This window comes from Xenorhabdus poinarii G6 (genome assembly GCF_000968175.1).
GTDB lineage: Bacteria > Pseudomonadota > Gammaproteobacteria > Enterobacterales > Enterobacteriaceae > Xenorhabdus > Xenorhabdus poinarii.
Map to the genome: position 1 here is coordinate 1,561,081 of NZ_FO704551.1, position 26,703 is coordinate 1,587,783.

Annotated in this window: 7 protein-coding genes; 2 read left to right on the forward strand and 5 right to left on the reverse strand. The window is 47.6% G+C overall.

The genetic code is table 11. The features are described from left to right. Window positions 1–138 precede the first annotated feature (138 nt). Complete coding sequence (gene tyrR, locus XPG1_RS07245; RefSeq protein ID WP_045958484.1) at window positions 139–1,728, forward strand: transcriptional regulator TyrR; 1,590 nt, start codon at window positions 139–141, stop codon at window positions 1,726–1,728. 12 nt (window positions 1,729–1,740) lie between these two features. Here tyrR and XPG1_RS07250 read toward each other — a convergent pair whose 3' ends face one another. Together XPG1_RS07250 and tpx are read right to left on the reverse strand one after the other, a co-directional pair. Beyond that, a complete protein-coding gene (locus XPG1_RS07250; protein ID WP_045958485.1) occupies window positions 1,741–2,007 on the reverse strand; it encodes a hypothetical protein in 267 nt (88 codons plus the stop codon). 192 nt (window positions 2,008–2,199) lie between these two features. Next, window positions 2,200–2,703 carry a thiol peroxidase gene (gene tpx / locus XPG1_RS07255; protein ID WP_045958486.1) on the reverse strand — a complete coding sequence of 168 codons (504 nt, stop codon included), beginning with the start codon at window positions 2,701–2,703 and terminating at the stop codon, window positions 2,200–2,202. Window positions 2,704–2,908: 205 nt separating this feature from the next. On the opposite strand from tpx, the gene zntB reads away from it, so the two are divergent. Continuing rightward, window positions 2,909–3,892, forward strand: a complete 984-nt coding sequence (zntB, locus tag XPG1_RS07260) for a zinc transporter ZntB (RefSeq protein ID WP_045958487.1) — start codon at window positions 2,909–2,911, stop codon at window positions 3,890–3,892. A gap of 161 nt (window positions 3,893–4,053) precedes the next feature. Here the strand turns inward: zntB and ttcA are convergent, their stop codons facing one another. The 3 genes from ttcA to XPG1_RS07275 form a co-directional block, all read right to left on the reverse strand. After that, a complete protein-coding gene (ttcA, locus tag XPG1_RS07265) occupies window positions 4,054–4,947 on the reverse strand; it encodes a tRNA 2-thiocytidine(32) synthetase TtcA (protein ID WP_045958488.1) in 894 nt (297 codons plus the stop codon). Between the two features lie 235 nt (window positions 4,948–5,182). Then, window positions 5,183–13,843, reverse strand: coding sequence for a non-ribosomal peptide synthetase (locus tag XPG1_RS07270; protein WP_045958489.1), 8,661 nt, complete (start codon window positions 13,841–13,843; stop codon window positions 5,183–5,185). 2 nt (window positions 13,844–13,845) lie between these two features. Then, window positions 13,846–26,118 (reverse strand): non-ribosomal peptide synthetase, encoded by a 12,273-nt coding sequence (locus XPG1_RS07275; RefSeq protein WP_045958490.1) that lies wholly within the window; start codon window positions 26,116–26,118, stop codon window positions 13,846–13,848. Window positions 26,119–26,703 lie beyond the last annotated feature (585 nt).

A 26,703-nucleotide genomic window follows, 5' to 3' on the forward strand; every position in this document is an offset into this window, starting at 1 on the left:
TGATCCCCCCTTGATGGCTGTTATATTGGGTTGACAGCTGACTTTTTTGTAAACTTTTGCTGACAAGGCTTCATCTATTGAGTCGTAACGGGTAACATTTCTGATCGTTAAGAGCATCGTGTCAATAAGGTCATCAAAATGCGATTGGAAGTTACTTGTCAGGATCGAATCGGGTTAACCCGCGAATTACTTGATCTACTGGTTTTACGAAATATTGATCTGAAAGGAATTGAAATTTCTCCTGCATGTCGTATTTACCTTAATTTTACTCAAGTTGACTTTAATGTTTTTCGGGAATTAATGGCAGAAATCCGCCGTATCAACGGTGTTATTGATGTCAGAACGGTTGCTTTCATGCCGTCAGAAAAAGAACATAAGGCGATGTGGACTTTATTGGAATCAGTGCCTGAACCCATTTTTTCAATTGACATGAAAGGTCATATTGAACTGGCTAATGCGGCTGCGTTGGCTTTATTTGAGGTCAGTAAAGAAAATATCAGCCAAAAAAATATTGGTCAACTGATTGGCCATTACAACTTCCTTCGCTGGCTTGAAAGTGAGGATCATCAACAACACTCAACGCAACTCTCCATTAAAGGGCAAAATTACGAGATAGATATTATTCCGATGCAGTTAACGGATGAAAATCAGGTAAGCAGATGTGTCGGCGCGGTTATTATGATGCGCTCTGAGGCATCTCGTTCAGAGAAATGTCGTAATGCGCCACTTAAAAAAGCCATCGTGAATGATGATGCTTTCGAACAAATTATTGCTGTCAGTCCTAAAATGTGCCAGGTGGTAGAACAAGCACGTAAAATGGCGATGCTTGATGCACCTTTGCTGCTGATTGGTGAAACCGGCACCGGAAAAGATGAATTTGCCGAAGCTTGCCATTTGCGAAGTGCGAGAGGAAAACAACCCTTTCTGGGGTTAAATTGTGCATCCATGCCGGATGATGTTGTCGAAAGTGAACTCTTCGGTTATGCGGCAGGGGCTTACCCAAATGCACTGGCGGGCAAAAAAGGTTTTTTTGAACAAGCTAATGGCGGTACGGTTTTATTAGATGAAATCGGTGAAATGTCGCCACAAATGCAGATAAAATTACTTCGTTTCCTAAATGATGGCATCTTTCGTCGCGTCGGTGAAGAGAACGAAGTCAAAGTGAATGTTCGGATTATCTGCGCAACGCAGAAAAACTTAATTGAGCTAGTGCAAAAAGGGACGTTTCGGGAAGATCTCTATTATCGGCTAAATGTTTTAACCATCACTCTGCCGCCTTTGCGGGAGCGTCAGGCAGATATCATGCCACTGACGGACTATTTTGTCGCGCGTTTTGCGGCAGAACAAGGATTGGACAAACCAAAATTTTCTTCTGATTTAGCGCAATTTCTGAATGGTTATCATTGGCCTGGAAACGTCAGACAACTCAGAAATGCGATCTACCATGCCTTGACTCAACTTCAGAGTAACAAACTGAACCCGCAGGATATTCAGTTACCTGAGCCAGAAGCAGAAGTTGCATTTAATGAAGATAGTCTGGTCGGGTCTTTGGATGAAATCAGCAAGCGCTTTGAGCGTTCTGTCTTAACACGCCTTTATCGCCATTACCCTAGTACGCGTAAGCTGGCCAAACGGTTGGGTGTTTCTCACACCGCCATCGCCAATAAATTACGTGAATATGGCCTGAGCGGTAAAAAACATCCGCTTGAACAGGAAGAGGATGAATAAGGGGTAAGTTCATCATTTAACACCCGGCCATGATTTTTTTCGTTGTTGAGTTATTAATGGATCAATATCGTAACCGATAAGGTTTGCCAATATATATTCATCCATCAACCCGCTTAAATAGCCGTCTTTATTGCAGAATGAGGCTATAAATTGACCGTTATATTGCGGATTGTTTGATTTATACATAAAGGGTACACGATATTGATCTCTGCCTTTTTGATATCCATGACTACCCTGCAAATGAATGACAATAAATTTATTTTCTTGCTTATCTGACAAGGGTTTTTGCTCTAGGACGGAAAATTATATTGACTTTTGTGATGGTTAAAGGGGAATTTTGATTAAAAAAATCAGGCGATGGTGAAATTTAAATCAGAATGAGTTATTCCAACACCGCCATAAAATTAGTTTTTAAAAACAATATCTCGCTGTGTTAGAAACACAAGAATCATTTTATGAATAATAAAACAATTACTTCAACACAGATAATGCACTGTCATAGTCAGGTTCATTGGTAATTTCACCGACCAGTTGGCTATAAATGACTTGGTTACTTTCATCCAACACAATGACAGCACGTGCAGTCAGACCGCCTAGTGGGCCTTCATTGATTGCAACACCATAATCTTCATGGAATTTTTCGCCGCGAAGGGTTGAAAGGGTGACAACATTGGACAACCCTTCAGAACCACAAAAACGAGATTGGGCAAAAGGTAAATCTGCTGAAATGCACAGCACGACCGTATTGTTTAATTCGCTGGCAAGTTGATTGAATGTACGGACAGAGGTGGCACAAACACCGGTATCAATGCTTGGGAAGATGTTAAGTACTTTACGTTTACCCGCGTAGTGGCTTAATGAAACATCGGCAAGATCTTTCGCAACCAGCGTGAATTCTTTTGCTGTTTGACCTGCTTGTGGAAAAGCGCCATTAACGGTGATATCACTACCTTGAAACTTGACTGTTTGTGTCATGATTTAATCCTTCTATAAAGTAAACTACGTCGCCAGTGTAAAGGAATTGTGCGATCTTGCCCACAAAAATAGAGACGAGATTGATGAAATGATTCTCCTAACCTTTAACTAACAATGTCTTATAATTTATTTTTAGGGTGATAATTAAACTCACAAGGCAAAAAAGTCAGCACAAAAATCCAGTGTGAATACATAAGGAGCAGATGTGGAAACAATCTATGGCTCGGTATTTAAAGATTCAAATGCGCTCTATGCTTGTCAGTTAAATGGTCAGGGGGGAATAACGGCATTTGGGGAAGATTCACTCATTACCGCAGAACAACCTGTTTGGCAACATCTGGATTATAAAAATCCGGCCTGTCACCAATGGATTATGAATACCGCCTTGCTACCCCCTTCTGTAAAAGAGGGATTGGTGAGCGAAAGTATTCGGCCGAAAGTGCTGCGTACCGGGGAAGGAACCTTGATTACCCTGAGATCGGTGAACCGCAATGACGATGCACGTCCTGATCACCTTGTTTCGTTCCGTATCTATATTAATGACAAAATAATTATTTCCAGCCGGCATCGAAAAATTCATTCCATCGATCAAGTCCAGGAAGATTTACACAACGGCGTTGGCGCAAAAAGCACCGGGGATTGGTTGATTGAAATAGCCAGCGCCATTACTGATGAGGTCAATGATTTTATTGAAGCGCTACATGAAAATCTGATTGAGTTAGAAGATGATATTTTGGAACAAAAAGTGCCGGGTCGCGGAGAACTGGTATTGCTGCGTAAGCAACTGATCGTTCTGCGTCGGTATATGGCACCACAGAGGGATATTTTTATTCGTTTATCCAGCGAACGGCTACCCTGGATGAGGGATGAAGAGCGTCGTTTAATGCAGGAAATTGCGGATCGGTTGGGAAGGGGAATGGATGATCTGGACAGTTGTATTGCCCGCACCGCGGTTCTTGCCGATGAAATCACGTCTATGATGGCGGACGCCATGAACCGACGGACTTACATGATGTCTCTGCTGGCGATGGTATTCTTGCCAACCACTTTTTTGACCGGGTTATTTGGGGTCAACCTGGGCGGTATACCGGGTAATAGCGATTCGTTTGGATTCGGCATATTCACTTTTTTGTTGTCACTATTGATGATTATTTTCGCCTGGTGGTTAAGGCGAAGTAACTGGCTGTAGTGATCATGTCTGGCGGTTTAATGCCCTCATGGTGCATCCATTATGCCTTTAATATCAACCAATTTGGGTTGCTACTGACAGCCTGTAACACTGGCTGTCAGCGCGGAACGTTGGAGAGCAATAATCTGCGTGATTAGTTGGGCTGAAGCGAATCAATTTCTTTAAATGTTGGTGACATCAATGAACATTGTTTCATGAATATTGGTTGACGACACAACGGCTTCGTTAAAAGCATACGCGTCTCTTTCACCCTCACGCGATAATGGCAAATTAACAAAATCGAACAGGGTCTTATCGGCTAATTGGCTTGGGCTGACATGTTGAATCGATTTAAAAATACTCTCTACCCGGCCAGGGGTTTTCTTATCCCAATCGACTAACATCGCCTTGATCGCTTGCCGCTGTAGGTTTTCTTGAGAACCACATAAATTGCAAGGAATGATTGGGAATTGTTTGTGCTCTGCATAGTCGATAAGATCGGTTTCCCGACAATAGGCCAGCGGCCTTATCACGACATTACGGCCATCGTCAGAGCGCAGTTTAGGGGGCATTGCTTTCATGCGTGCGCCATGAAACATATTCAGGAATAGCGTTTCAACGATGTCATCAAGATGATGGCCAAGTGCAATTTTTGTGGCGCCGATTTTTTCTGCAAAAGAATAGAGCGTGCCGCGACGTAATCTTGAACACAATCCACAGGTCGTTTTACCTTCAGGGACTTTTTCTTTGACAACAGAGTAGGTGTCTTTATCGACGATATAGTATGGAATATCCAGGCTTTCAAAATATTGGGGTAAAATATGTTCAGGAAACCCGGGTTGTTTCTGATCAAGATTGACGGCAACGATGCTGAATTTTATCGGTGCTGCTTTTTGCAGATTCAACAGGATATCTAACATCGCAAATGAATCCTTGCCACCACTGATACATGCCATTACAACATCATTATCTTCAATCATATTGTAATCAATAATCGCATTAGCAACGTTTCTCCGCAGGCGTTTCTGGAGTTTGTTGAATTCAAGTGTCTCTTTTCTCGTATCTTTTTGATTCATTGCGACTTCTCACATTGTCGATTGTATCGACGATAGATTTCCTGTTCGGATTTTTGGCAGGGGGAGGATTATACGGATTTTTCCTTTTGTTTGAAACAGCGCTGTATGCCGATGAAACCGGCTATCGATTCAGGCTTCATCGGGCCTCATGGAGAACGTCCGTTTTTTGAGCTATATGAGGCCGGTATTTCCGGCCTCATTTCTTCGTTGACGCAGAAAGATTATCCTGAATTGATCACGTATTGATGATTGCTTTACTAATAATAGAAATCGCTTCAGTCATATTTTCGTGATAATAATCATCAACCACGTTAATCACTAAGGGTTTAACGGCCCATTGTGAAATATTATTATCCGGTATTTTGGCTATCAATTGACTCATCGCCACGCCAACCTCGTCTTTAAAATAGGGACTCATTTGGCCGGCTTTAAATAAAGTGATGTTCGTATGTGTTAATTTTCCACTTAAGTGACAACTGGCTATGCCAGACTCAAAGGGAATTGCGCCTAATACCGTATTGATATAACTCTCGCTTGCTCCCATATCCTGCAATCGTCTGGTGAGCTGACTATATTCATGTAATAGATCTAATTTATTTCTCAGTTCTATTATTTCATCATTATTAATAATGGTATCCAATAAGAATAACTGAATATTTTTCGCTCCGAGTTGTTCTAACTGGAAGGCAATCTCCATCGCGATTTGACCACCTAATGACCAGCCTAAGAGACGAATAGGTTTATCAATGGGGGTTTCGGACAGGATTAACGTGATATAGATTTGAGTTATCTGGTATAGCGAGTCTATTCGGTTGTTCGTCCGGAAGTTGTAATTATCGATACCAATGCAGTTATACATACCTGCTAAGGCATTGGCTAGCGGCTCATAAACTTCGCTACCGCTATTAGCTGCATGTATCATGAACAGCTTTTCTGTTGCCGTTGACTCTGGGGTCAGGAAATTGAGTAAACTGGATTTAACACTATCTACTTCCAGCCATTGGGATAACAAAGCAATCGATTTGCAGTTAAACAGCACATTTAAAGGAATGTCTATGCCTATTTCACTTTGCATTGCGGTGGTCAGTTTAATCGCTGTCAGGGAGTTCCCCCCGATACGGAAGAAATTATCTTCAATACCTACCCGTTCCAATCCCAATACCGCTTGCCAAATCGCGCAGAGCTGATTTTCCAGCGCATTGCGGGGCGCGGTATAATGACGCTGATTTTTCCATACCGGCTCAGGCAGGGCACGACGATCGACTTTGCCGTTCAGCGTCAGGGGAATGGACTCAATTTGGGTAAAGCGGGTGGGCACCATATAGTCCGGCAGGCGGGCAGATAAATGCTCAATCAGTATTTCCTCTGAGACGAATCCATCGGTCACCAGATAGGCAATCAGCACGTTATTGCCTTGATGCTCACGATTAATCACCACCGCCTGCTTGACCTGTGGGTGAGACGTGAGAGCGCTTTCGATTTCCCCCAGTTCAATGCGGTAACCGCGGATTTTGACCTGATAGTCGTTGCGGCCCAGATACTCCAGCGTGCCATCCGGTCGCCAGCGTACTAAATCACCGGTTTTGTACAGGCGGGTGTAACCTTTGATCGTGTCTGCGGTCGTCGCAAATGGGTTTGCAATAAAACGCTCAGCCGTCAGTGCTGGCCGGTTTAAATAACCCCGAGCCAACCCGGCTCCGCCGATATACAATTCTCCCGGTGCGCCGATCGGGGACAGGTTGCCATATTTATCAATCACGTAGAGACGAACGTTACTGATGGCCCGGCCAATATTAGTGGGCATATCACCATCTTGATACTGTCTTTCGGTGGCACCCACGGTCACCTCTGTCGGGCCGTAAGCATTCAGGACATGACAGTGTTGACTGAAATAGGTCAGAACATCTAAGGACGGGGATTCTCCCGCCGTCACCAATACTTGCAGGGAAGAGAATTTTGTGCCAATTAATAATTTCAGCAAGGCAGGCGGTAAAGCCGCGATTTCAATGCCTTCACGCTGAATGAGTGTTGCAACTGCCGGGGCATTACGTTCTGCTTCGCTGCAAACGTAAAGGGTCAGGCCATGCAATAAACTGGAAAATAGTTCGAAAACCGACCCATCAAACACATAAGCGGCAAACATTAAGGCTTTTTTTCGCTTGGCGAGATTAAAAATATTGGCTTGTGTGGCAACCATATGAGCCACACTATTATGTTCAATCATGACACCTTTAGGCTGGCCGGTAGTGCCAGAGGTATAGATGATATAGGCTAAATCGGTTGATTGATTGATTTGTGCCGGATTTTCTACTGGCTGGTCTGCGGTCATTATCGGGTCATCCGCCGCTATCAGGATCGGCGGTTTAACAAGTGATCGAGCATATTCGGTCAGTGTCGCAACGTGTTGTTGTTGCGTGACCACATAAGCGGCGGCCGTATCTGTCAGAATAAACTGTACGCGCTCTGCGGGATAGGTTGGTGAAATGGGGACATAGGCTCCACCGGCTTTCAGGACGGCTAACAGACTGATCACCATCTCCAGACGACGATCAAGGTAGAGAGCGATTGGCGTATCCACCTGAATGCCGGTCGGTGTCTGTTGCAGACAGCGCTGGCGGATAATCCCGGCTAACTGGTTTGCCCGTTGATTAAGCTGGTGATAGGTCAGTGTTTCCCCTTCAAAGACCAGCGCGACATGATCCGGGGTCTTTTCCACTTGGGCTTCAAACAGTTGTTGCAGGGTTTTATCCCGTGGGTAGGGAGCATCGGTCTGATTCCAGGAATCAAGAAGGGTATGGCGTTCTCCTTCACTGAGCAACTGAATGGAGGAATGCGCTTGATGCGGGTGACAAGCCACGGCGTGCAGGATTCGTTCAAGCTGAGAAAGCAGACGTTGTGCCTGTTGAGCCGTCAGCCAGTCTTCACCGTAACTCAATTTGATGATGAAACGATCATCTTGTTCATAGGCCAGCAGTGACAGCGGATAATCTACTTTTTCGATAGCCCGGCGGAATGTCAGTGTATGCTCGATACCGTCTCCGTTTTCATGCACCACGGGAACCGGATAGTTTTCAAAAACCAGCAGGCTATGGAATAACCGCTCCCCGTCGGATTGCAGGCTGGAGAGTGAAATTGCACTGTGGCTGTTAAGTGCGGCGATATCCTGCTGTATCGCCTGCAACGTGCCCAGAATACTGTCGTGTTTGTTCCACTGTACTTGCAACGGCAGCGTATTGATATACAGGCCGACACTGGATTCAATGCCTTCCACCGGCACATCGCGGCCGGAAACGGTCGTGCCAACGAGGGTTTGCTCATCGCCGGTATAACTGTGCAGTAATTTATGCCAGGCAAATTGCAGTGCCACGTTCAGCGTGATGCCTTGCGTCCGGCAGGTGTTTTTAAGCTGTTGATAAGTTTCTCCCTGAACAGCGTGTTCCTGTTCGGCGGGATTTTCCACGGTTTTTATCTGGGTTAAATCAACGTGGGTGCTTAATAGTGGCGAAAGATCATTGGCGCCCTGGAATTGTTTTTTATATGTCGTCCAATAGGCGTCTGATTCAGCCTGGTGATCCAGATGATATTGCAGGGTAGCCAGATAAGCCTGTTCTGCGATGATCTGCGGTTGTTGTCCTTGTACCAGCGCATTGTAATACTCATGTACCGCCTGCAATAAAATCGGGCCACTCCAGCCGTCTGTAATGCAGTGATGTTGCGTGATCAACACGGTCATCCGTTGTTCATGGTGTTTGATAAGCGTAAAGCGGATTAACCCGGGCTGGCTTAAATCAAACGGCACTGTCCGGTCATGCTGTTGGATCGCATTAATCGCATGCTCCTGCTCTTCTGGTGGTAACGAACCAATATCCTTGATGGTGAAACTTTCTGCACCAAGACTGGCTTCTTTCGTCACAACTTGCAAAATCGCGTCTTCCCAGTTAAACGCTGTTCTGAGGATAGGGAAACGCTGCGAAGCCAGTGTCCAGGCTTGCTGATAGGCGGTAAGGTTGAGAGTGGTGTGATAATCCAACAAGAGCTGCGTACGATAGGCATCATCGTGTGGCTGCGCCAAATGATGATAAATAAATCCTTGCTGCAAGCTGGTAGCCGGATACAACGCTTCAATGGAATACTTTTGCTGAAGACGACGCAAAAGGTTACCTGAAAGGCCAGCAATGGCATAATCACTCGGGGTTTTCAGCCCGCCAGCCTGAGCCTGTTGTTGGCCTGCGGTGATAACCGCATTGAGTGCTTGATCAAAGGCGGTGATAAACACATGTGTTTGAGTTTGGGGCAAGCACGAATGAATGCTGAACTGCAACTGGCCAGCTTGAATCAAGCCATTAATATTGAGCAATAAATGATGACGGTGATCCTCTACCTCATGATCGGCCATGACAGTGCCACAATCGTCGCTGGTCAGAGACCAGACTTGCGGGGTTTCTCCACTTAACTGGCCGAGATAGTTGAAACTGATCGCGGGTAAATTTTCGCTTAGATAACCGGCCTGACGCAGCGCACCATAGCCAATACCTTTATTGGGTACAGCACGGAGCATCTCTTTGGTATCAATAATCGTCTTAGCAATATCGTCCTGCATGGTCAGCCGAACAGGGTAGACAGTGGTAAACCAGCCAACGGTTTCTGAGACATCCAGTGTGTTGTCGATGTTTTCCCGTCCGTGGCCTTCGAGTGTGATGTGGTTAATGGCTTGTGAAAAAACCGCCTGTAATGCCAGTGTCAGCGCACTGAGCAATAAATCATTGATTTCCGTGTGATAACCGCCGTTGGCTTCACGTAGCAGAACGTCAGTCAATGTGGCAGACAGGCTCAGATGATGCTGACGGGGTTCACTTGTAACAGAATGCGCATGATATTCTGCCATCACCTGCTGCCAATAGGAGATTTCCTGTTGATGGTGCTCTGCATACTGATAGACCGCATTCACCCACTGGCGATAGCTACTGGTCTTCGCTGGCAGCCGTTCAGCCTGTAACAATCTGCGCATATCTTCTGCGATAATCCGCCAGGAGACCACGTCAATAATCAGGTGATGAAAGGCGAAAAATAACCGGGCACTGCCATCATGATAGCCGGTCAGATGGGCAGCCTGCCATAAGGGGCCGGCGCAATAATCAAAGTGATTTTGCCATTGTGTCAGCTGTTGGTGTCGTGCTGCCTCATCGAGCTTGCTGATATCACAACACCGTAATGCGGGCAGCCAGGCCGGCATTTCTGCGGGATAACACTGACGATAACCCTGTGGTGTGTTGATAAAATGCGCACGTAACATATCATGCCGTTCGATGAGTGTGATCAGCGCGTGTTCAATCGCGGAGGCAGGGATGTGGCCGGGGAGTTGCATCATAAAGGCCTGATTCCAATGGTGTGAATGCGGAAGATCCCAGTTGAAAAAATCCTGCTGGATAGGCAAAAGGGCAAATTCTCCGCTTAATAATCCCTGCTCTGCAATCACGGTGACGGAGGATGACGTTTGGGTCAGCAAGTGAGCCAGACGGGCGACGGTCGGCGCGGTAAAAATCGATTGCACCTGGAGAGAAAAACCGGCCATCCGTAGCCTGGAAACCAATTTGATACTGACAATGGAATCCCCCCCAATACGAAAGAAATTATCGTTAATGCCAACCTGCGGCAGATCCAACACTTCCTGCCAAATGGTACACAATTGAGTTTCCAGTGCATTGCGGGGTGCAACATAATTGTTCTGCTGTCCCCATACCCGATCGGGCAGCGCCTGACGATCCAGTTTGCCGTTGAGTGTCAGCGGAATCGATCCCATGAACGTCACGCTGGCAGGCACCATATAGTCCGGCAGGCGGGCAGATAAATACTCAATCAGTGTCTCCTCTGAGACGAATCCGTCTGTTACCAGATAAGCGGCCAGTATTTTATGTTCTTGATGCTCACGATCAATCACCACGGCCTGCTTGACCTGTGGATGGGAAGTGAGGGTATTTTCGATTTCCCCCGGTTCAATGCGGTAACCGCGGATTTTGATTTGAGCGTCGTTACGTCCCAGATATTCCAGCGTGCCATCCGGTCGCCAGCGCACTAAATCGCCGGATCGGTACAGGCGGGTGTAACCTTTGATCTTATCGTCGGCGGTGGCAAAGGGATTCGGGACAAAACGTTCAGCCGTCAGTGCCGGCCGGTTTAAATACCCCCGTGCCAGCCCGGCACCGCCGATATACAGCTCTCCCGGTGCGCCGATCGGAGACAGATTGCCGTATTCATCAAGCACATAGAGACGGACATTATTAATCGCCCGGCCAATATTGGTGGCGATATCGCCAGAGTGATAGCGATTCCCTGTTGCGCACACGGTCACTTCTGTTGGACCGTAAGCATTCAGGACATCACGGTGTTGGCTGAAATAGTCAAGAAAGTCGAGGGAGGGGGATTCTCCCGCGGTCACCAATAGTTGCAGGGAGGGGAAGTCAGCCCCAATTAATAATTTCAGCATGGCAGGAGGTAAGGTTGCTATCTCTATGCCTTCTCGCTGAATAATCTGTTCAACTGCTGGAATATTGCGCTCTGTTTCGCGGCAAATATACAGCGTCAGGCCATGCAATAAGCTGGTAAATAATTCGGAAACCGAAGCATCAAAGACATAAGCGGCAAACATTAAGGCTTTTTTACGTTTGCTCACCTCAAACAGTTCAGCTTGGGCAGTGATCAGATGAACCGCATTTTTATGCTCGATCATGACGCCTTTGGGTTGCCCCGTGGTCCCCGAGGTATAAATGATATAGGCCAAATCTGTGGGCTGAGTGATGGGGGGCGGATTTTCCCTCCACGGGTCAGCGGTGGTTGTCAATTCATCTGCCGCTATCAGTATTGGTGCGCTAGCGATGGCCTGAGCGTAGTCGGTCAGGACGCGAAGATGCCGTTGTTGGGTCACCACACAAGACGCCGCCGTATCCGACAAAATAAACTGTACCCGTTGCGCAGGATATTCCGGTGAAATAGGCACATAGGCGCCACCGGCTTTCAGTACCGCCAGAATACTGATCACCATCTCCAGACTGCGGTCAAAGTAAAGGGCTATCGGCATGCCGGCCTGAACGGAGGCATGATGGTGTTGCTGGTAACGTTCGCGGATCACGCCGGCTAACTGATTCGCTTGTGCGTTTAATTGTCGATAGGTCAGTGCTTCTGTCCCAAAGATCAGCGCCACCTCATCCGGGGTCTTTGTCACTTGGGCTTCAAACAATTGATGCAGGGTTTTATCCTGCGGATAGGGGGCATCGGTTTGATTCCAGGTATGCAGCAAAGTATGGCGTTCTTTTTCACTGAGAAGCTGAATGGATGAATGTGCTTGGTGTGGGTGACAGGCCACGGCGTGCAGAATTCGCTCAAGCTGATCAAGTAAGCGCTGTGCCTGTTGAGCTGTCAGCCAGTCCTCACCATAACTCAATTTGATGATTAAACGCTCATCTTGTTCATAGGCCAGCAGTGACAGCGGATAATCTACTTTTTCGACAGCCTGACGGAATGTCAGAGCCTGCTCGATACCGTCTCCGTTTTCACTTAGCACCGGAGCAGGGTAGTTTTCAAATACCAGCAGACTGTGGAAGAGTCGTTCCCCATCGGATTGCAGGCTGGCGAGTGAAACGGCGCTGTGGTTGTTCAATGCGACGATGGCGTGTTGTATGTTGTGTAGGATTGTCGCGATACTGTCAGCCTTCGCCCATGACACAACCAGAGGCAAGGTGTTGATATATAATCCAACACTGGACTCAATCCCCTCAATGGGCACGTCGCGTCCGGAGACGGTCGTGCCGACAATGGTCTGTTCATCGCCGGTGTAACTGTGCAGTAATTTATGCCAGGCAAATTGCAGCGCGACATTCAGGGTGACATTTTGCGTCTGGCAAGTACGCTTAAGCTGCTGATAAATTTCCCTCTGGACCGAGAGTTGTTGCTCGGCGGGTTTTTCCACGGTTTTTATCCGGGCTAAGTCAACGTGAGTGCTTAATAGCGCGAAAAGATCATTGGTATTCTGAAACTGTTTTTTACATGCTGCCCAATAGGCGTCTGATTCAGCCTGATGATCCAAATGATATTGCAGAGTTGCCAGATAAGCTGGCTCCGCCACAACCGTCGGGACGTGTCCCTTGATGAGTTGGTTGTAATATTCATGGACCGTTTGCAATAAAATCGGGCCACTCCAGCCGTCAGCAATGCAGTGATGTTGAGTGATCAGCACCGTTATCCATTGTTCATGTTGTTTGATGACCGTAAAACGGATTAAACCGGGTTGGTGTAAGTCAAACGGCAGGTTTCGGTCATGTTGTTGGAATCCGGCAATGGCGCTGTCCCGCGCTTCTTCGGGTAACTGACTGATATCTTTAATGGTAAAATTCGCCGAACGAATACTGGCACCTGCGGTGACAATCTGCAAAATGTCGCCTTCCCAGTCAAATGCTGTTCTGAGAATGGGAAAACGCAGTGAAGCCAGCGCCCAGGCATGTTGATAGGCCGCGAGGTCGATATGGGTATAATAATCTAACAGCAGTTGCACACGATAGGCATCATCCTGTGGTTGGGTCAGATGATGATAAATAAAACCCTGTTGCAAACTGGTGGCAGGAAATATCACTTCGATATTGCTGTCCTTCTCGCCTTGACTGCCTGAGTTTCCGGGCGCGGCGATAACATCAGAATGATTTTCACCGAGGGCGAAATGGGCGAAATCTTCTTCGGAGAAGATATTGCTTTCATTTAAAAAAGTTAATAGGTTTTCTCTTTTTTCTTTCACCCGGTCAATCAGTTGAGTCGGGGGTGTTTCCCCGGCAAAGGCCAGCTTTAACTTATCTTGAGAAGCCCATACGGAGACATGATTTTTCTTGAGTTCTTTCAATAGCATCAACATATTTACACATCCAAAATTGTTTTCTTTTCTGAGTGGAGGTGTGAATTTTCATTATTCACATGACCAAAACGCTGAGTGAGCTGGTTGAGCTGATCCATAGAAACGCCATTAATGCCGTAATCACTGGCGGTTTTTAGCCCGCCTGCTTGTGCCTGTTTGTACCCGGCTGTGATAACGCGATGGAGTGCCTGCTCAAATGCGGTGATAAATACGGTTGTCTGGCTTTGGGATAAACGGGAATCCACCTGGAATTGCAACCTGCCCCTTTGCACGGCACCGTTGATAGCCAACAGTAAATGGTTGCCATTTTCACTGGCGATGACCGTTCCGGCTTCATCACTGGTCAGTGACCAGTCCTGGTGCTGAGTGCCGGCTAATTGGCCGAGGTAGTTGAAGCTGATGGTCGGCAAATCGTCGGACAGATATCCCGCCTGATGCAACGCACCGTAACCAATCCCCTTGTTCGGTATAGCACGCAGCATCTCTTTGGTGTGAATAATGGTTTCTGCAATATCGGCCTGCATGGCCAGCCGGACCGGGTATAAGGTGGTAAACCAGCCGACGGTTTCTGAGATATCCAGCGTATTGTCGATGTTTTCCCGACCGTGGCCCTCAAGGGTGATGTGGTGAATGGATTGTGAGAAGACGGCCTGTAATGCCAGCGTGAGCGCACTGAGCAGTAAGTCATTAATTTCCGTGTGATAACCGGTATTCGCTTCATGCAGAAGTGTATCGGTCAATTCAGCGGAAATACTCAGACTATGCTGGCTGGTTTCACCTGAAGCAGCAGGAGCCTGATAGCCTGCCATGACTTTTTGCCAGTAGGTCACCTCGTTTTGATGCTGTTGAGCATAGTGATGAACAGCGTTGACCCACTGCCGATAACTACTGGTCTTCGCGGGTAATGTCTTGTTCTGTAATAACAAACGCATATCTTCAGCAATGATCCGCCAGGAGACGGCATCAATAATCAGATGGTGGAAGGCAAAGAACAACCGGGCACTGCCATCGCGGTATCCGGTCAGATGTCCCGCTTGCCATAATGGGCCATGACAGTAATCAAACCCACTTTGCCATTGGGTAAGTTGCTGATGTAACGCTGTCTTTGAGAACGCACGGACATCACCGTGTTGCAATACCGGTATCCCGGAGGGCATTTCTGTGGAATAGCATTGGCGATAGCCGTTTTCAGTCCAGACAAAATGGGTACGTAACATATCATGCCGCTCGCTCAGCGTTATCAGTGCCTGCGTGATATCCGCGTGTCTGATATGACCGGGGATCTGCATCATAAGGGCCTGATTCCAATGGTGAGGATGCGAGAGATCCCAGTTGAAGAAATGCTGTTGGACAGGCAAGAGAGCAAATTCTCCGTGGAGTAACCCCTGTTCTGCAATCATGGTGACCGAAGAGGCCATTTGGGTCAGCAGCTGTGCCAGCCGTGCCACTGTCGGCGCTTCAAAAATGGATTTGATCTGGAGAGAAAAGCCCGCCTGTCGCAATCTGGAGACGAGTTGGATGCTGACAATGGAGTCCCCCCCGATACGGAAGAAGTTATCGTCAATGCCAACCTGCTCTAAACCCAATACGGCCTGCCAAATGGCACACAGTTGAGTTTCCAGTGCATTGCGAGGTGCGACATAATGGTTTCGCTTATTCCATTCCGGTACTGGCAGGGCACGGTGATCCACTTTGCCGTTTAGCGTCAGCGGAATGGCTTCTATGAAGGTCATGCTGGCGGGTACCATATAGTCCGGCAGACGGGATGATAAGTGTTCTATCAGTGTTTCCTCAGATATTGATCCCTCAGCCACCAGATACGCAGCCAGCACGCGATTGCCTTTATGTTCCCGGCCAATGACCACCGCGTGTTTTACTTGAGGATGTGTGGTCAGGACACTTTCGATCTCTCCCGGTTCGATGCGGTAACCCCGGATTTTGATCTGAAAATCATTGCGTCCCAGATATTCCAGCGTGCCATCCAGTCGCCAGCGTACTAAATCGCCGGTTTTGTACAGGCGAGTATAACCGTTGGCTTTATCTTCAGCCGTCGCAAAGGGGTTCGGGACAAAACGTTCCGCCGTCAGTTCCGGCCGGTTTAAATACCCCCGTGCCAGCCCGGCACCGCCGATATACAACTCACCCGGTGCGCCGACCGGAGACAGATTGCCGTATTCGTCAAGCACATAGAGACGGACGTTATTAATCGCCCGGCCAATATTGGTGGCGAGGTCGCCGTGTTGGTAACGTTTGCCGGTCGCGCACACGGTCACTTCTGTCGGGCCGTAAGCATTCAGAACATCCGAGTGCTGGCTGAAATAGTCAAGCACCTCTAAAGAAGGCGACTCTCCTGCAGTCACCAGAAGTTGCAGCGAGGGGAGTTCAGCGCCAATCAATAATTTCAGCAAGGCCGGCGGTAATGTGGCGATTTCAATGCCGGCTTGTTGGATAAGCGTTTCAATGGCCAGCGCATTGCGTTCTGCTTCACTGCAAATGTACAGCGTCAGGCCATGCAATAAACTGGTAAAGAGTTCGGAAACCGAAGCATCAAAGACATAAGCGGCAAACATTAAGGCTTTTTGGCGTTTGGTTACCTCAAACAGTTCAGCTTGGGCGGTGATCAGATGAATCGCATTTTTATGCTCGATCATGACGCCTTTAGGCTGGCCGGTGGTCCCCGAGGTATAAATGATATAGGCCAGATCAGTCGGGTGATTGACAGAAGGCGGATTTTCCTCCCACGGGGCGGCGGTGGTTGTCAATGCATCCGTCGCGATCAGTATTGGTGTGCTAGCGAGTGACTGAGCGTAGTCAGTCAAAACACTAAGATGCCGTTGTTGGGTCACCACACAAGGCGTCGCCGTATCCGACAAAATAAACTGTACCCGTTGCGCGGGATATTCCGGTGAAACAGGCACATAAGCGCCGCCGGCTTTCAGCACCGCCAGAATGCCGATCACCATGTCCAGACTGCGGTCAAGGTAAAGGGCTATCGGGGTATCAGCCAGCATGGAAAGCGGACTTTGTTGCTGGCAGCGGTCGCGGATAATATTGGCTAACTGGTTCGCCCGTTGGTTAAGCTGGCGATAGGTCAGCGTTGCCCCTTCGTATACCAGCGCAATGTTATCCGGGGTTTTGTCCACTTGGGCTTCAAACAGTTGTTGCAGGGTTTTATCCTGTGGATAAGAGGCATCGGTCTGATTCCAGGTGTGCAACAGGGTATGACGTTCTTGTGCCGACAGGGTATCCAGCCCGGCCAGCGGTTGTTTTTGATCCGCCACGAATGCGGTCAATACCTGTTGATAGTGATCTTCCAGTCGCAGGATGGTGGTTTCGTCAAACAAACTGATGGCGTAATTCAAACAGCCAGTAATGTGGGTTTGTTCATCCGACAATAACAGACTCAGATCAAATTTAGCGGGAGTATAGAGCGACTCATTCAGTGCAACCGGCCGAAATGGCAGATAGCCTTGCTCTCGTCGGCGCTCACCAAAACGTTGTAAGCTGAATGTGACCTGAAAAATGGGGTGGCGAGAGGTATCGCGTTCAATTTCCAGCGCGTCAACTAACTGTTCAAACGGCATGTCCTGATGGGATTTGGCGTCGGCGATTAATTGATGAGTTTGTTTAATCAGGCTCTCAACGCTGTCTGTTTGTTCAAGTTGCGCCCGCAAGACCAGTGAATTAACAAACATACCAATCAGTGATTGAGTTTGAGCATGGTGGCGGTTGTCGGTAGGCGTACCCAGAATGATATCGTGTTGTCCTGATAATTTTGCCAACGTGACATAAAAGCCACTGAGCAGCACGGTGAACAGGGTGGTTTCCTGTGTTTTTGCCAGCGCCCTTAATTGGCCTGATAGTGCGGTGTCCAGCGTAAAATTGAAATCCCGTCCCTGATAACTCACCTGTGCAGGTCTGGAATAATCGGTGGGTAAAGCCAGTGGTTCGTAGTTGGCTAAGGTTTGTCGCCAGTAGGCAAGCTGGCGTTCACGCACCTCACCTTGTAAATATGCCCGCTGCCACGCGGCGTAGTCGCCATAAGTAATCTCTAAAGGCGGCAGTTGGCTGTCACGGCCTTCTGACAGGGAATGATAAATTTCGGCCAGCTCGTCCATAAAAATATCAATGGACCAGCCATCCATGGCGATATGGTGCCACAAGATGAATAAGTAATGTTGATCAGCAATCTGGTAGTGGTGCAGGCGCAACCCCGGTTCAGTGGCCAGATTAAACGGCGTGGCAATCTCCGCACGAATGGCGTGCATCAACGCATCAGCATCGTCATGGGATAAGGTGCTTGATTCGATGACCAGATCCCTGTTCAGCAACTGTTGATAGCGTTGTCCGTCCCCATCATCAGGGTACAGCATTTTCATCACCGGGTGACGTTCAACCAATCGGTTAATGGCCGTTTCTAACCAGGGCAGGCAAGCACCGTTATCCAGTTGCAGCAGATAAGGGATATGATAAACATCAGAACCTTGTTCAAATTGCTCGATAAATAACATTCGTTCCTGAGCAAACGAGAGAGGATAGCGATCCCGATCGTGGTGAGGGATATTTGTACCGGTTTGTGGTTCCAGATGGCGTACCAGGGCGGCAATCGTTCTCAGTTTAAACAATTGCGTTAAAGAAACCTCGATGGCTAAGTCCCGGCGGATCGCGGCCGTCAATTTAATCGCTGTCACGGAGTCCCCCCCGATGCGGAAGAAATTATCTTCAATGCCAACCTGTTCCAGTCCTAATACCGCCTGCCAAATCGCGCATAGTTGGGTTTCCAGCGTATTGCGGGGCGCGACATAACGACGCTGATTTCCCCATACCGGCTCCGGCAGGGCGCGGCGATCGACTTTGCCATTCAGGGTCAGGGGGACGGACGCAATGCGGGTAAAACTGGCGGGTATCATATAGTCCGGCAAACGGGCAGATAAATGCGCAATCAGGGTGTCATCGGACAGGGTATCTGCTGTCACCAGATAAGCGACCAGCCGGTTATTTCCTTGATGCAGATGATTAATCACCACGGCTTGTTTCACCTGTGGATGAGAAATAAGGACTTTTTCGATTTCCCCCGGTTCAATGCGGTAACCACGGATTTTAACCTGAAAGTCGTTGCGTCCGAGATACTCCAGTTCACCGTTCGGTAACCAGCGAACCAAGTCACCGGTTTTATACAAGCGGGTGTAACCTTTCGCCTGATCTTCTGTCGTCGCAAAAGGGTTTGGAACAAAACGCTCGGCGGTCAGATCAGGTCGGTTTAAATACCCCCGCGCCAGTCCGGCACCGCCAATATACAGCTCTCCCGGCACACCGACCGGCGACAAGTTACCGTCACCGTCAAGCACATAAAGACGGGCATTATGAATCGCCCGGCCGATATTCGTGGCAATATCGCCATGTTGATAGCGTTTCTCGGTAGCACACACCGTGACTTCAGTCGGGCCATAAGAATTCAGGACTTCGCTGTGACGGCTGAAATAGTCAATAAAATCAGCGGAGGGGGCTTCTCCCGCTGTGACTAATAATTGCAGAGAGGGGAGCGCGGTACCCATTAAGAGCTTCAGTATGGCAGGCGGTAAAGCGGCGATTTCAATGCCTTCGCGCTGAATCAGTTTGGCAATTGCTGGTGCGTTGCGTTCTGCTTCACTGCAAATGTACAGCGTCAGACCATGCAATAAACTGGAAAATAATTCGAAAACCGATCCATCAAAAACATAAGGGGCAAACATTAACGCTTTTTTTCGCCTGGCGGCATGAAAAATGTTTGCTTGCGCGCTTACCATATGTGCCACATTTTGATGCTCAATCATCACCCCTTTGGGCTGGCCGGTGGTGCCAGAGGTATAGATGATATAGGCCAGATCAGTCGGTTGATTTATCGGTGGCGGATTTTCTCCGGGCTGATTAGGGGGGATGATGGGATCATCTGCTGCGATCAGGGTCGGAGCACCTGCAAGTGCCTGGATCGTGGTCATCAATGTCGGGAAGTGTCGTTGCTGAGTCACAATACAAGCGGTGGCGGTATCTGCCAGAATAAACTGTATGCGCTCTGCGGGATAGGCTGGTGAAATAGGTACATACGCCCCACCCGTTTTCAATACGGCCAGGATACTGATCACCATGTCCAGACTGCGATCAAGGTAGAGGGCGATGGGAGTGCCCGCTTGCATCGCAGCCGTGCTATTTTGCTGATAATATTCGCGGATTACCCCCGCGAGTTGATTCGCCCGCGCGTTTAACTGTCGGTAGGTCAGCGTTTCGTCCTCAAACACCACCGCCACATTCTCTGGCGTCTTTTCCACTTGGGCTTCAAACAGTTGTTGCAGTGTTTTATCCTGTGGATAGGGAGCATCGGTCTGATTCCAGGTATGTAATAGCGTATGGCGCTCTTCGTCACTGAGTAAGCGGATGGCGGTATGCGGTTGCTGTGGATGGTAAGCGACGGTATGCAGAATGCGCTCAAGCTGAGAAAGCAAACGCTGTGCCTGTTGAGCCGTCAGCCAGTCTTCACCATAACCTAATTTCATGGTGAAACTATTATCCTGTTCATACCCCATCAGCGACAGCGGATAATCCAATTTTTCAACGACCTGACGAAGCGTCAGAGCGTGTTCTATGCTTTCTTTGTTTTGACTGATTGCGGGAACGGGGTAATTCTCAAAACCAAGCAGGCTATGGAATAAACGTTCTCCGTCGGATTGCAGGCTGGCGAGTGAAACCGCACTGTGGCTGTTGAGAGCCGCGATATCCTTCTGGATGTCTTGTAAAATGGCAAGAATACTGTTTGCCGTGTTCCACTGTACGGTTAACGGCAGCGTGTTGATATACAGGCCGACACTGGATTCAATGCCTTCTACGGGGACATCGCGGCCGGATACCGTGGTGCCGACAATGGTCTGCTCATCGCCGGTGTAGTTATGCAGCAATTTATGCCAGGCGAATTGCAGTGCCACATTCAGGGTAATGCCTTGTGTCTGGCAGGTATGTTTGAGTTGCTGATAAACCTCCGCCGGTAACGTCAGCCGCTGCCCAGCGGGTTTTTCAATGGTTTTTATCTGTGTTAAATCAATAGGGTGGCTTAGCAAAGTGGACAGATCGTTTGTGCCCTGAAAGCCTTTTTTGCGTTCGGCCCAATAAGCCTCTGATTCAGCCTGATGATCCAAATGGTATTGCTGTGTGGCCAGATACGCTTGTTCCACCACAATCTGTGGTTCGCTTCCCTTGATCAGTTGGTCGTAATATTCATGCACCGTCTGCAATAAAATTGGGCCACTCCAGCCGTCAGCAATGCAGTGATGTTGGGTGATCAAGACTGTCAGCTGTTGTTCATGTTGTTTGAAGACCGTCAAGCGGATTAAACCGGGCTGGTTTAAATCAAATGGCTGGTTTCGGTCATTTTGCAGGTATTCGGCAATCGCGTTGTTCCGCTCTGCTTCGCCGAGTTGACGGATATCGTGGATCGTAACATTTTCCGGCCCAATACAGCTGTCAGCGGTGATAACCTGTAAAACATCGCCTTCCCAGTCAAATGCCGTTCTGAGGATAGGGAAACGCTGTGACGCCAGCTTCCAGGCGCACTGATAGGCCGCAAGATCGACATGGGTGTGATAATCCAACAGGAGCTGCCCACGGTAGGCATTATCCTGTGGCTGCGTTAGATGATGATAAATAAATCCCTGTTGCAAGCTGGTAGCCGGATACAGATTTTCCACCTGATAGCGCTGCTGAAAACGGTGTAAACGTTCCATGGAAATGGCTTTAAACGCATAATCACTTGGGGTTTTTATCCCGCCTGATTGCGCTTGTTGCTGACCGATAGCGATGACCCTGGTGAGTGCTTGTTCAAAAGCAGTAATAAATGTTTGTGTCTGTGTGGATGATAAACGGGAATGAACGCGGAATTGCAGCTGTTCTGACAGTACTTCCCCGTTGATATTCAGCAGAAAGTGACGATGATGCTCATCGGTGATCACCGTACCATCGGGCAGTGAGCCATCCAGCGAAAAGGGGAATTCAGCCTGATCACTCAGTGGTTCGAGATTACGTTGTTCGAGATTGAGGGGATCAACATAGTTAAACCTGATGGGGGGTAAATTGCCCGTCAGGTATCCGGCCTGATGTAACGCGCCATAACCGATCCCCTGATGGGGTACAGCACGCAGCATTTCTTTGGTGTGAATAATGGTTTCCGCAATATCGTTCTGCATGGTCAGACAAACCGGGTAGATAGTCGTAAACTGACCCACGGTTTCGGCGATATCCAGTGTATTGTCGATGGCTTCCCGCCCGTGCCCCTCAAGGGTAACGGTGTTGACAGCTCGGCAGAAGGTTGTCTGCAACGCCAGAGTGAGCGCACTGAGCAGTAATTCGTTAATGTTGGTGTGATAACCTAAATGGGCTTCCCGCCGTAAAATGTCGGTCAACTCAGCAGATAAGTGCAGTGAATGCACCGTCATTTCTTCTACTGCCGGATCAGTTCCCTGTTCAGTGATGATCTTCTGCCAGTAGGGAACTTCGTCTTGATGCTGTCGCGCATAGCGATGGACGGCCGCGACCCACTGCCGGTAACTACTGGTTTTTGCCGGTAAGGTTTCACCCCGCAACAACTTACGCATATCGTTGGCAATAATGCGCTGAGAGGTGGCATCAATAATCAGGTGATGAAAGGCGAAAAATAACCGGGGACGGCCATCAGCGTATCCGGTCAGTTGAGTAACTTGCCATAGCGGGCCGTGCCGGTAATCACCCTCCCTTTGCCATAAGGTCAGCCGCGCATGTTGTTCGGCTTTATCTATCTTGCGGATATCACAATGCCGTAATGTGGGGAATCCGGCGGGCATTTCTGCGGAATAGCATTGACGATAACCCTGTTCGGTGTCGGTAAAATGGGCACGTAACATATCATGTCGTTCACTCAGTGTTATCAATGCCCGCGTAATATCCGTGTGTTGGATATTATCCGGAAGCCGCATGATCAATGTCTGATCCCGAGGGTGAGAATGTGGTCGATTCCCATTGAAGAAAGCCTGTTGGACAGGCAATAAACCAAATTCTCCGCTTAATAACCCTTGCTCTGCAACACCGGCTACCGCAGATGAATTTTGAGACAGTAACTGCGCCAGCTGCGCCACCGTCGGCGCCTCAAAAATCGATTTGACTTGAAGGGAAAAACCGTTCTGCCGGAGTCTGGAAACCAGACGGATGCTGATAATCGAATCTCCCCCCATCCGGAAAAAATTATCCTCAATCCCAATCTGTTCGATTCCCAGAATATCCTGCCAGAGTGTACATAGCCGGATTTCTAATTCAGTGCGAGGGGCAATATAACGATTCTGGTCTTCCCACACCGGTGCTGGTAAAGCATGGCTGTCGAGCTTGCCATTGACGGTCAGGGGAATGGCCTCAATACGGGTAAAGCTGGCCGGTATCATATATTCCGGCAGGTGGGCAGAGAGATGTTCTATCAACATATCATTGGGCAGAGTTTCATCCGTCACCAGATAAGCCGCCAGGGCTTTATGACCGGCTTGCTCCCGATCAATGACCACCGCGTGTTTCACCTGAGGATGGGCAGACAGCGCCGTTTCAATTTCCCCTAATTCAATACGGTAACCGCGGATTTTGACCTGAAAATCATTGCGGCCGAGGTATTCCAGATTACCGTCCGGTAACCAGCGTACCTGATCACCGGTTTTATACAGACGAGTGTAGCCCTGGATCTGATCTTCGTCGGTGACAAACGGGTTTTCCACAAAACGTTCGGCAGTGAGCGCCGGTCGACCCCAATATCCTCGTGCCAGCCCCGCGCCGCCGATATACAACTCTCCGGGAGCACCGATAGGGGACAACCTGCCATCACGGTTAAGGACATACATCCGGGTATTATGGTGTGGTTTACCAATGGGAATATTGCCATTGAGTTCATCCGTGACTTCGAAATGCGTGACATCATTCGTGGTTTCTGTCGGGCCATAAAGATTAATGAGTCTACTTGCATGGCTGTTGATGGCTCTGAACGCATTGACATGGGACATTGTTAACGCTTCGCCGCCACACAGCACATAACGGATAGTCGCCGGTAACTGCTGGCCTACATCCCGTATGGTTTGGCAAAACGCCCCTAACATGGACGGGACAAACTGCACCACCGTCACGCCGGTTTTTTGGATCAATTGATACAACTCTTCTGGCTGTTTATGCATATCCGGTGATGCCATCACAATCGTGGCACCAACCCCATTAGCGGCGAGCAGCTCCCAGACTGAGGCATCAAAGGTATAAGGAATTTGTTGCAGCACGTTATCCGATGCATGTAATGGGTATTGGGATTGCATCCAACACAGGTGATTCATAACGTTTTGATGGGTCAACGCAACCCCTTTGGGTTGTCCGGTCGTCCCGGAGGTGTAGATAATGTAGGCCAGATCGGTACTTTGATTGATCGGCAGTAGATTCTCCACCGGCTGGTCTTGGGTGATTGCGTCGTCATCGGTGGCTATCAGCACAGGCGGAACAGCGAAGGTGCGAATACTTTTTTTCAGTGTGATCAGGTGGTTTTGTTGCGTCAGCACACATGGGCTTCCGGTATCTTCCAGAATAAACTGAACCCGCTCCGGGGGATATTCAGGCGAGATAGGGACATAGGCACCGCCGGCTTTAAGGACGGCTAAGAGACTGACGACCATTTCCAGACTACGATCAAGGTAAAGCGCGATAGGGGTATCTGCCCGCATGGGGGTATTGCGTTGTTGCTGGTAGCACTGGCGTATCACACTTGCGAGCTGGTTTGCTTGTTCGTTAAGCTGGCGGTAGGTCAGTGTGTTATCTTCGAATATCAGGGCGACATTATCTGGAGTCGCTGCTGCCTGGCGTTCAATCTGTTGCTGTAAGAGGTCATGTTGCGGGTAGGGGACGTCGGTCTGATTCCAGTGATGCAGTGTGTGACGCTCTTCTTCTAATAAGATCGGTAATTCACTGACGGACAGAGAAGGCGTATTAAGCAAAGCAGTCAATAAGTGCTGCAATCGCTTAAGTATTTTTTTTATATCTTGCTCGCTAAAATAGGCCTGCAAATAATCTATCGTTATTGTCAGCTCTTGATAATAGCCAAAATCTTGCAATCGAAAAACAATCGGGTCTGTATTAAATTTTCCATCAACAATATGATGCTGTGCCTGATCGATTTCAGCCGCTGATGCTGAAAGCCTTTCATAGAAGATAAAGATATTGGGTAAAGCAATGCCATGATGATTGGCCAGGCGCGTCAAGTGAGAATGAGGAAATTGGCTATGGGAATAGCTCTTTTTGAGGGCTAATTCCATTTTCTTAATCTGTTCTATCACGCTGACGGAATCTAAAATGTGGCAATGTATGGGATAGATATTGGATTGCATCCCGATCACATATTTCTCTGATCGGGTTTTTCTGCCATGCGTAATGGTATTAAAGGTTAATGCTTGTTGTCCGGTCAGCGCTGACATCATGATGATGACAAGACTTGAAAAGACAGTGAGAATATTGGTTTTATTTTCTTTGCAAAAATCAGTCAATTCTTTTTTCATTGAAAAGGGCAATGTCAACGTATCATGACCCGAACCGTTATTTTGATAATAAGGGGTTAGTTGATGTATATCTTTTTGGGTTAAAAAATCATACCAGTAATTTTTGTCTTTTTCATAACCGGCGGAACTCAGATATTCTTTTGCTTTTTCTATGCTATCTAAATATTGCGGAATTTCTGTTAACCAGTCGGTTGATGCGTCATTTTTCAGGCATGAATATAACTGATGGACATATTCATGGAATCGGAATAAACCAACACCATCCATGATAATATGATGGAATTTAGTGAAAAAATAATATTTTTCGCGGGTAACACGAATCAATGAAGCTTGATATAAAATCGGATTGGGAAGATTTATCGGTTGAGCTATCTGTTGTTGCATCCAGATATTTGCTTTTTTCTCAGGATCAGGCTGCTCGGTAAAGTCATGCAATATGATGGGTTCAGGGGCATGTTGTTGCTGAATAGATTGAACAGCTTCATTATCCGAATTTATGGATATGCATAACCTTAGCATATCAACGTGTTGATACAGTAATTGCCATGTTTGTTGCAAAATGGCCATATCAACCTTACCTTCCATCAGGGTATACCAGCCCAGGTTGTGTATCGGCGTATTTTCATGGAGGGTTTGCTCGTAAAATACATCTTCTTGAGCAGGGTGAAGGTCATACAAGTTCGAATTCAACGAACCCTCAGATTTTTTCATAATCAGTTATACGAATGCATTCCGTTTACAAGTTATTTGTGATCTCGCAACCTTTCAGCATTCTTCCTCATGCAAAAAAGTTAATATTTATTGGCTAATCGTTTAAATCTCTATTTCTTGATATATTTAAGTATACATCTCTGCTGCCTGCCTTATTTCACTTAATTTATTTTTGATTGAATGGTCATTGTTTATTATTCGTTATTCTCTCAGTAATGTTCTGTCATTATATTTATCTGATGACGGCACTTTACATTGAAATAGTGATTGTCATTTGAACTTAAGTCTATATTATTTTTTGTTTAATATGGTTGTGTTTTTATTTATTATGAGTGAAGCCCGGTATGGTTCAAAAGGGTTATTGTCATCTTTGATGAATTAAATTCATATTCCTCTGTTTTTATTGATATAAATTGTTTTTTTATTGTCTTTATATTGAAACAAATAATTCCATTTAATGACTTTCCCAATCAGTGACTCATGATTTTTAATGTTTTTTTATCAGTCGCAATAGGTATTTTAATGGACATTTTAAAGGGGGGGAGTTGATTGTTATTTGTTTTAATTAAATAAGGTTGGATGGTT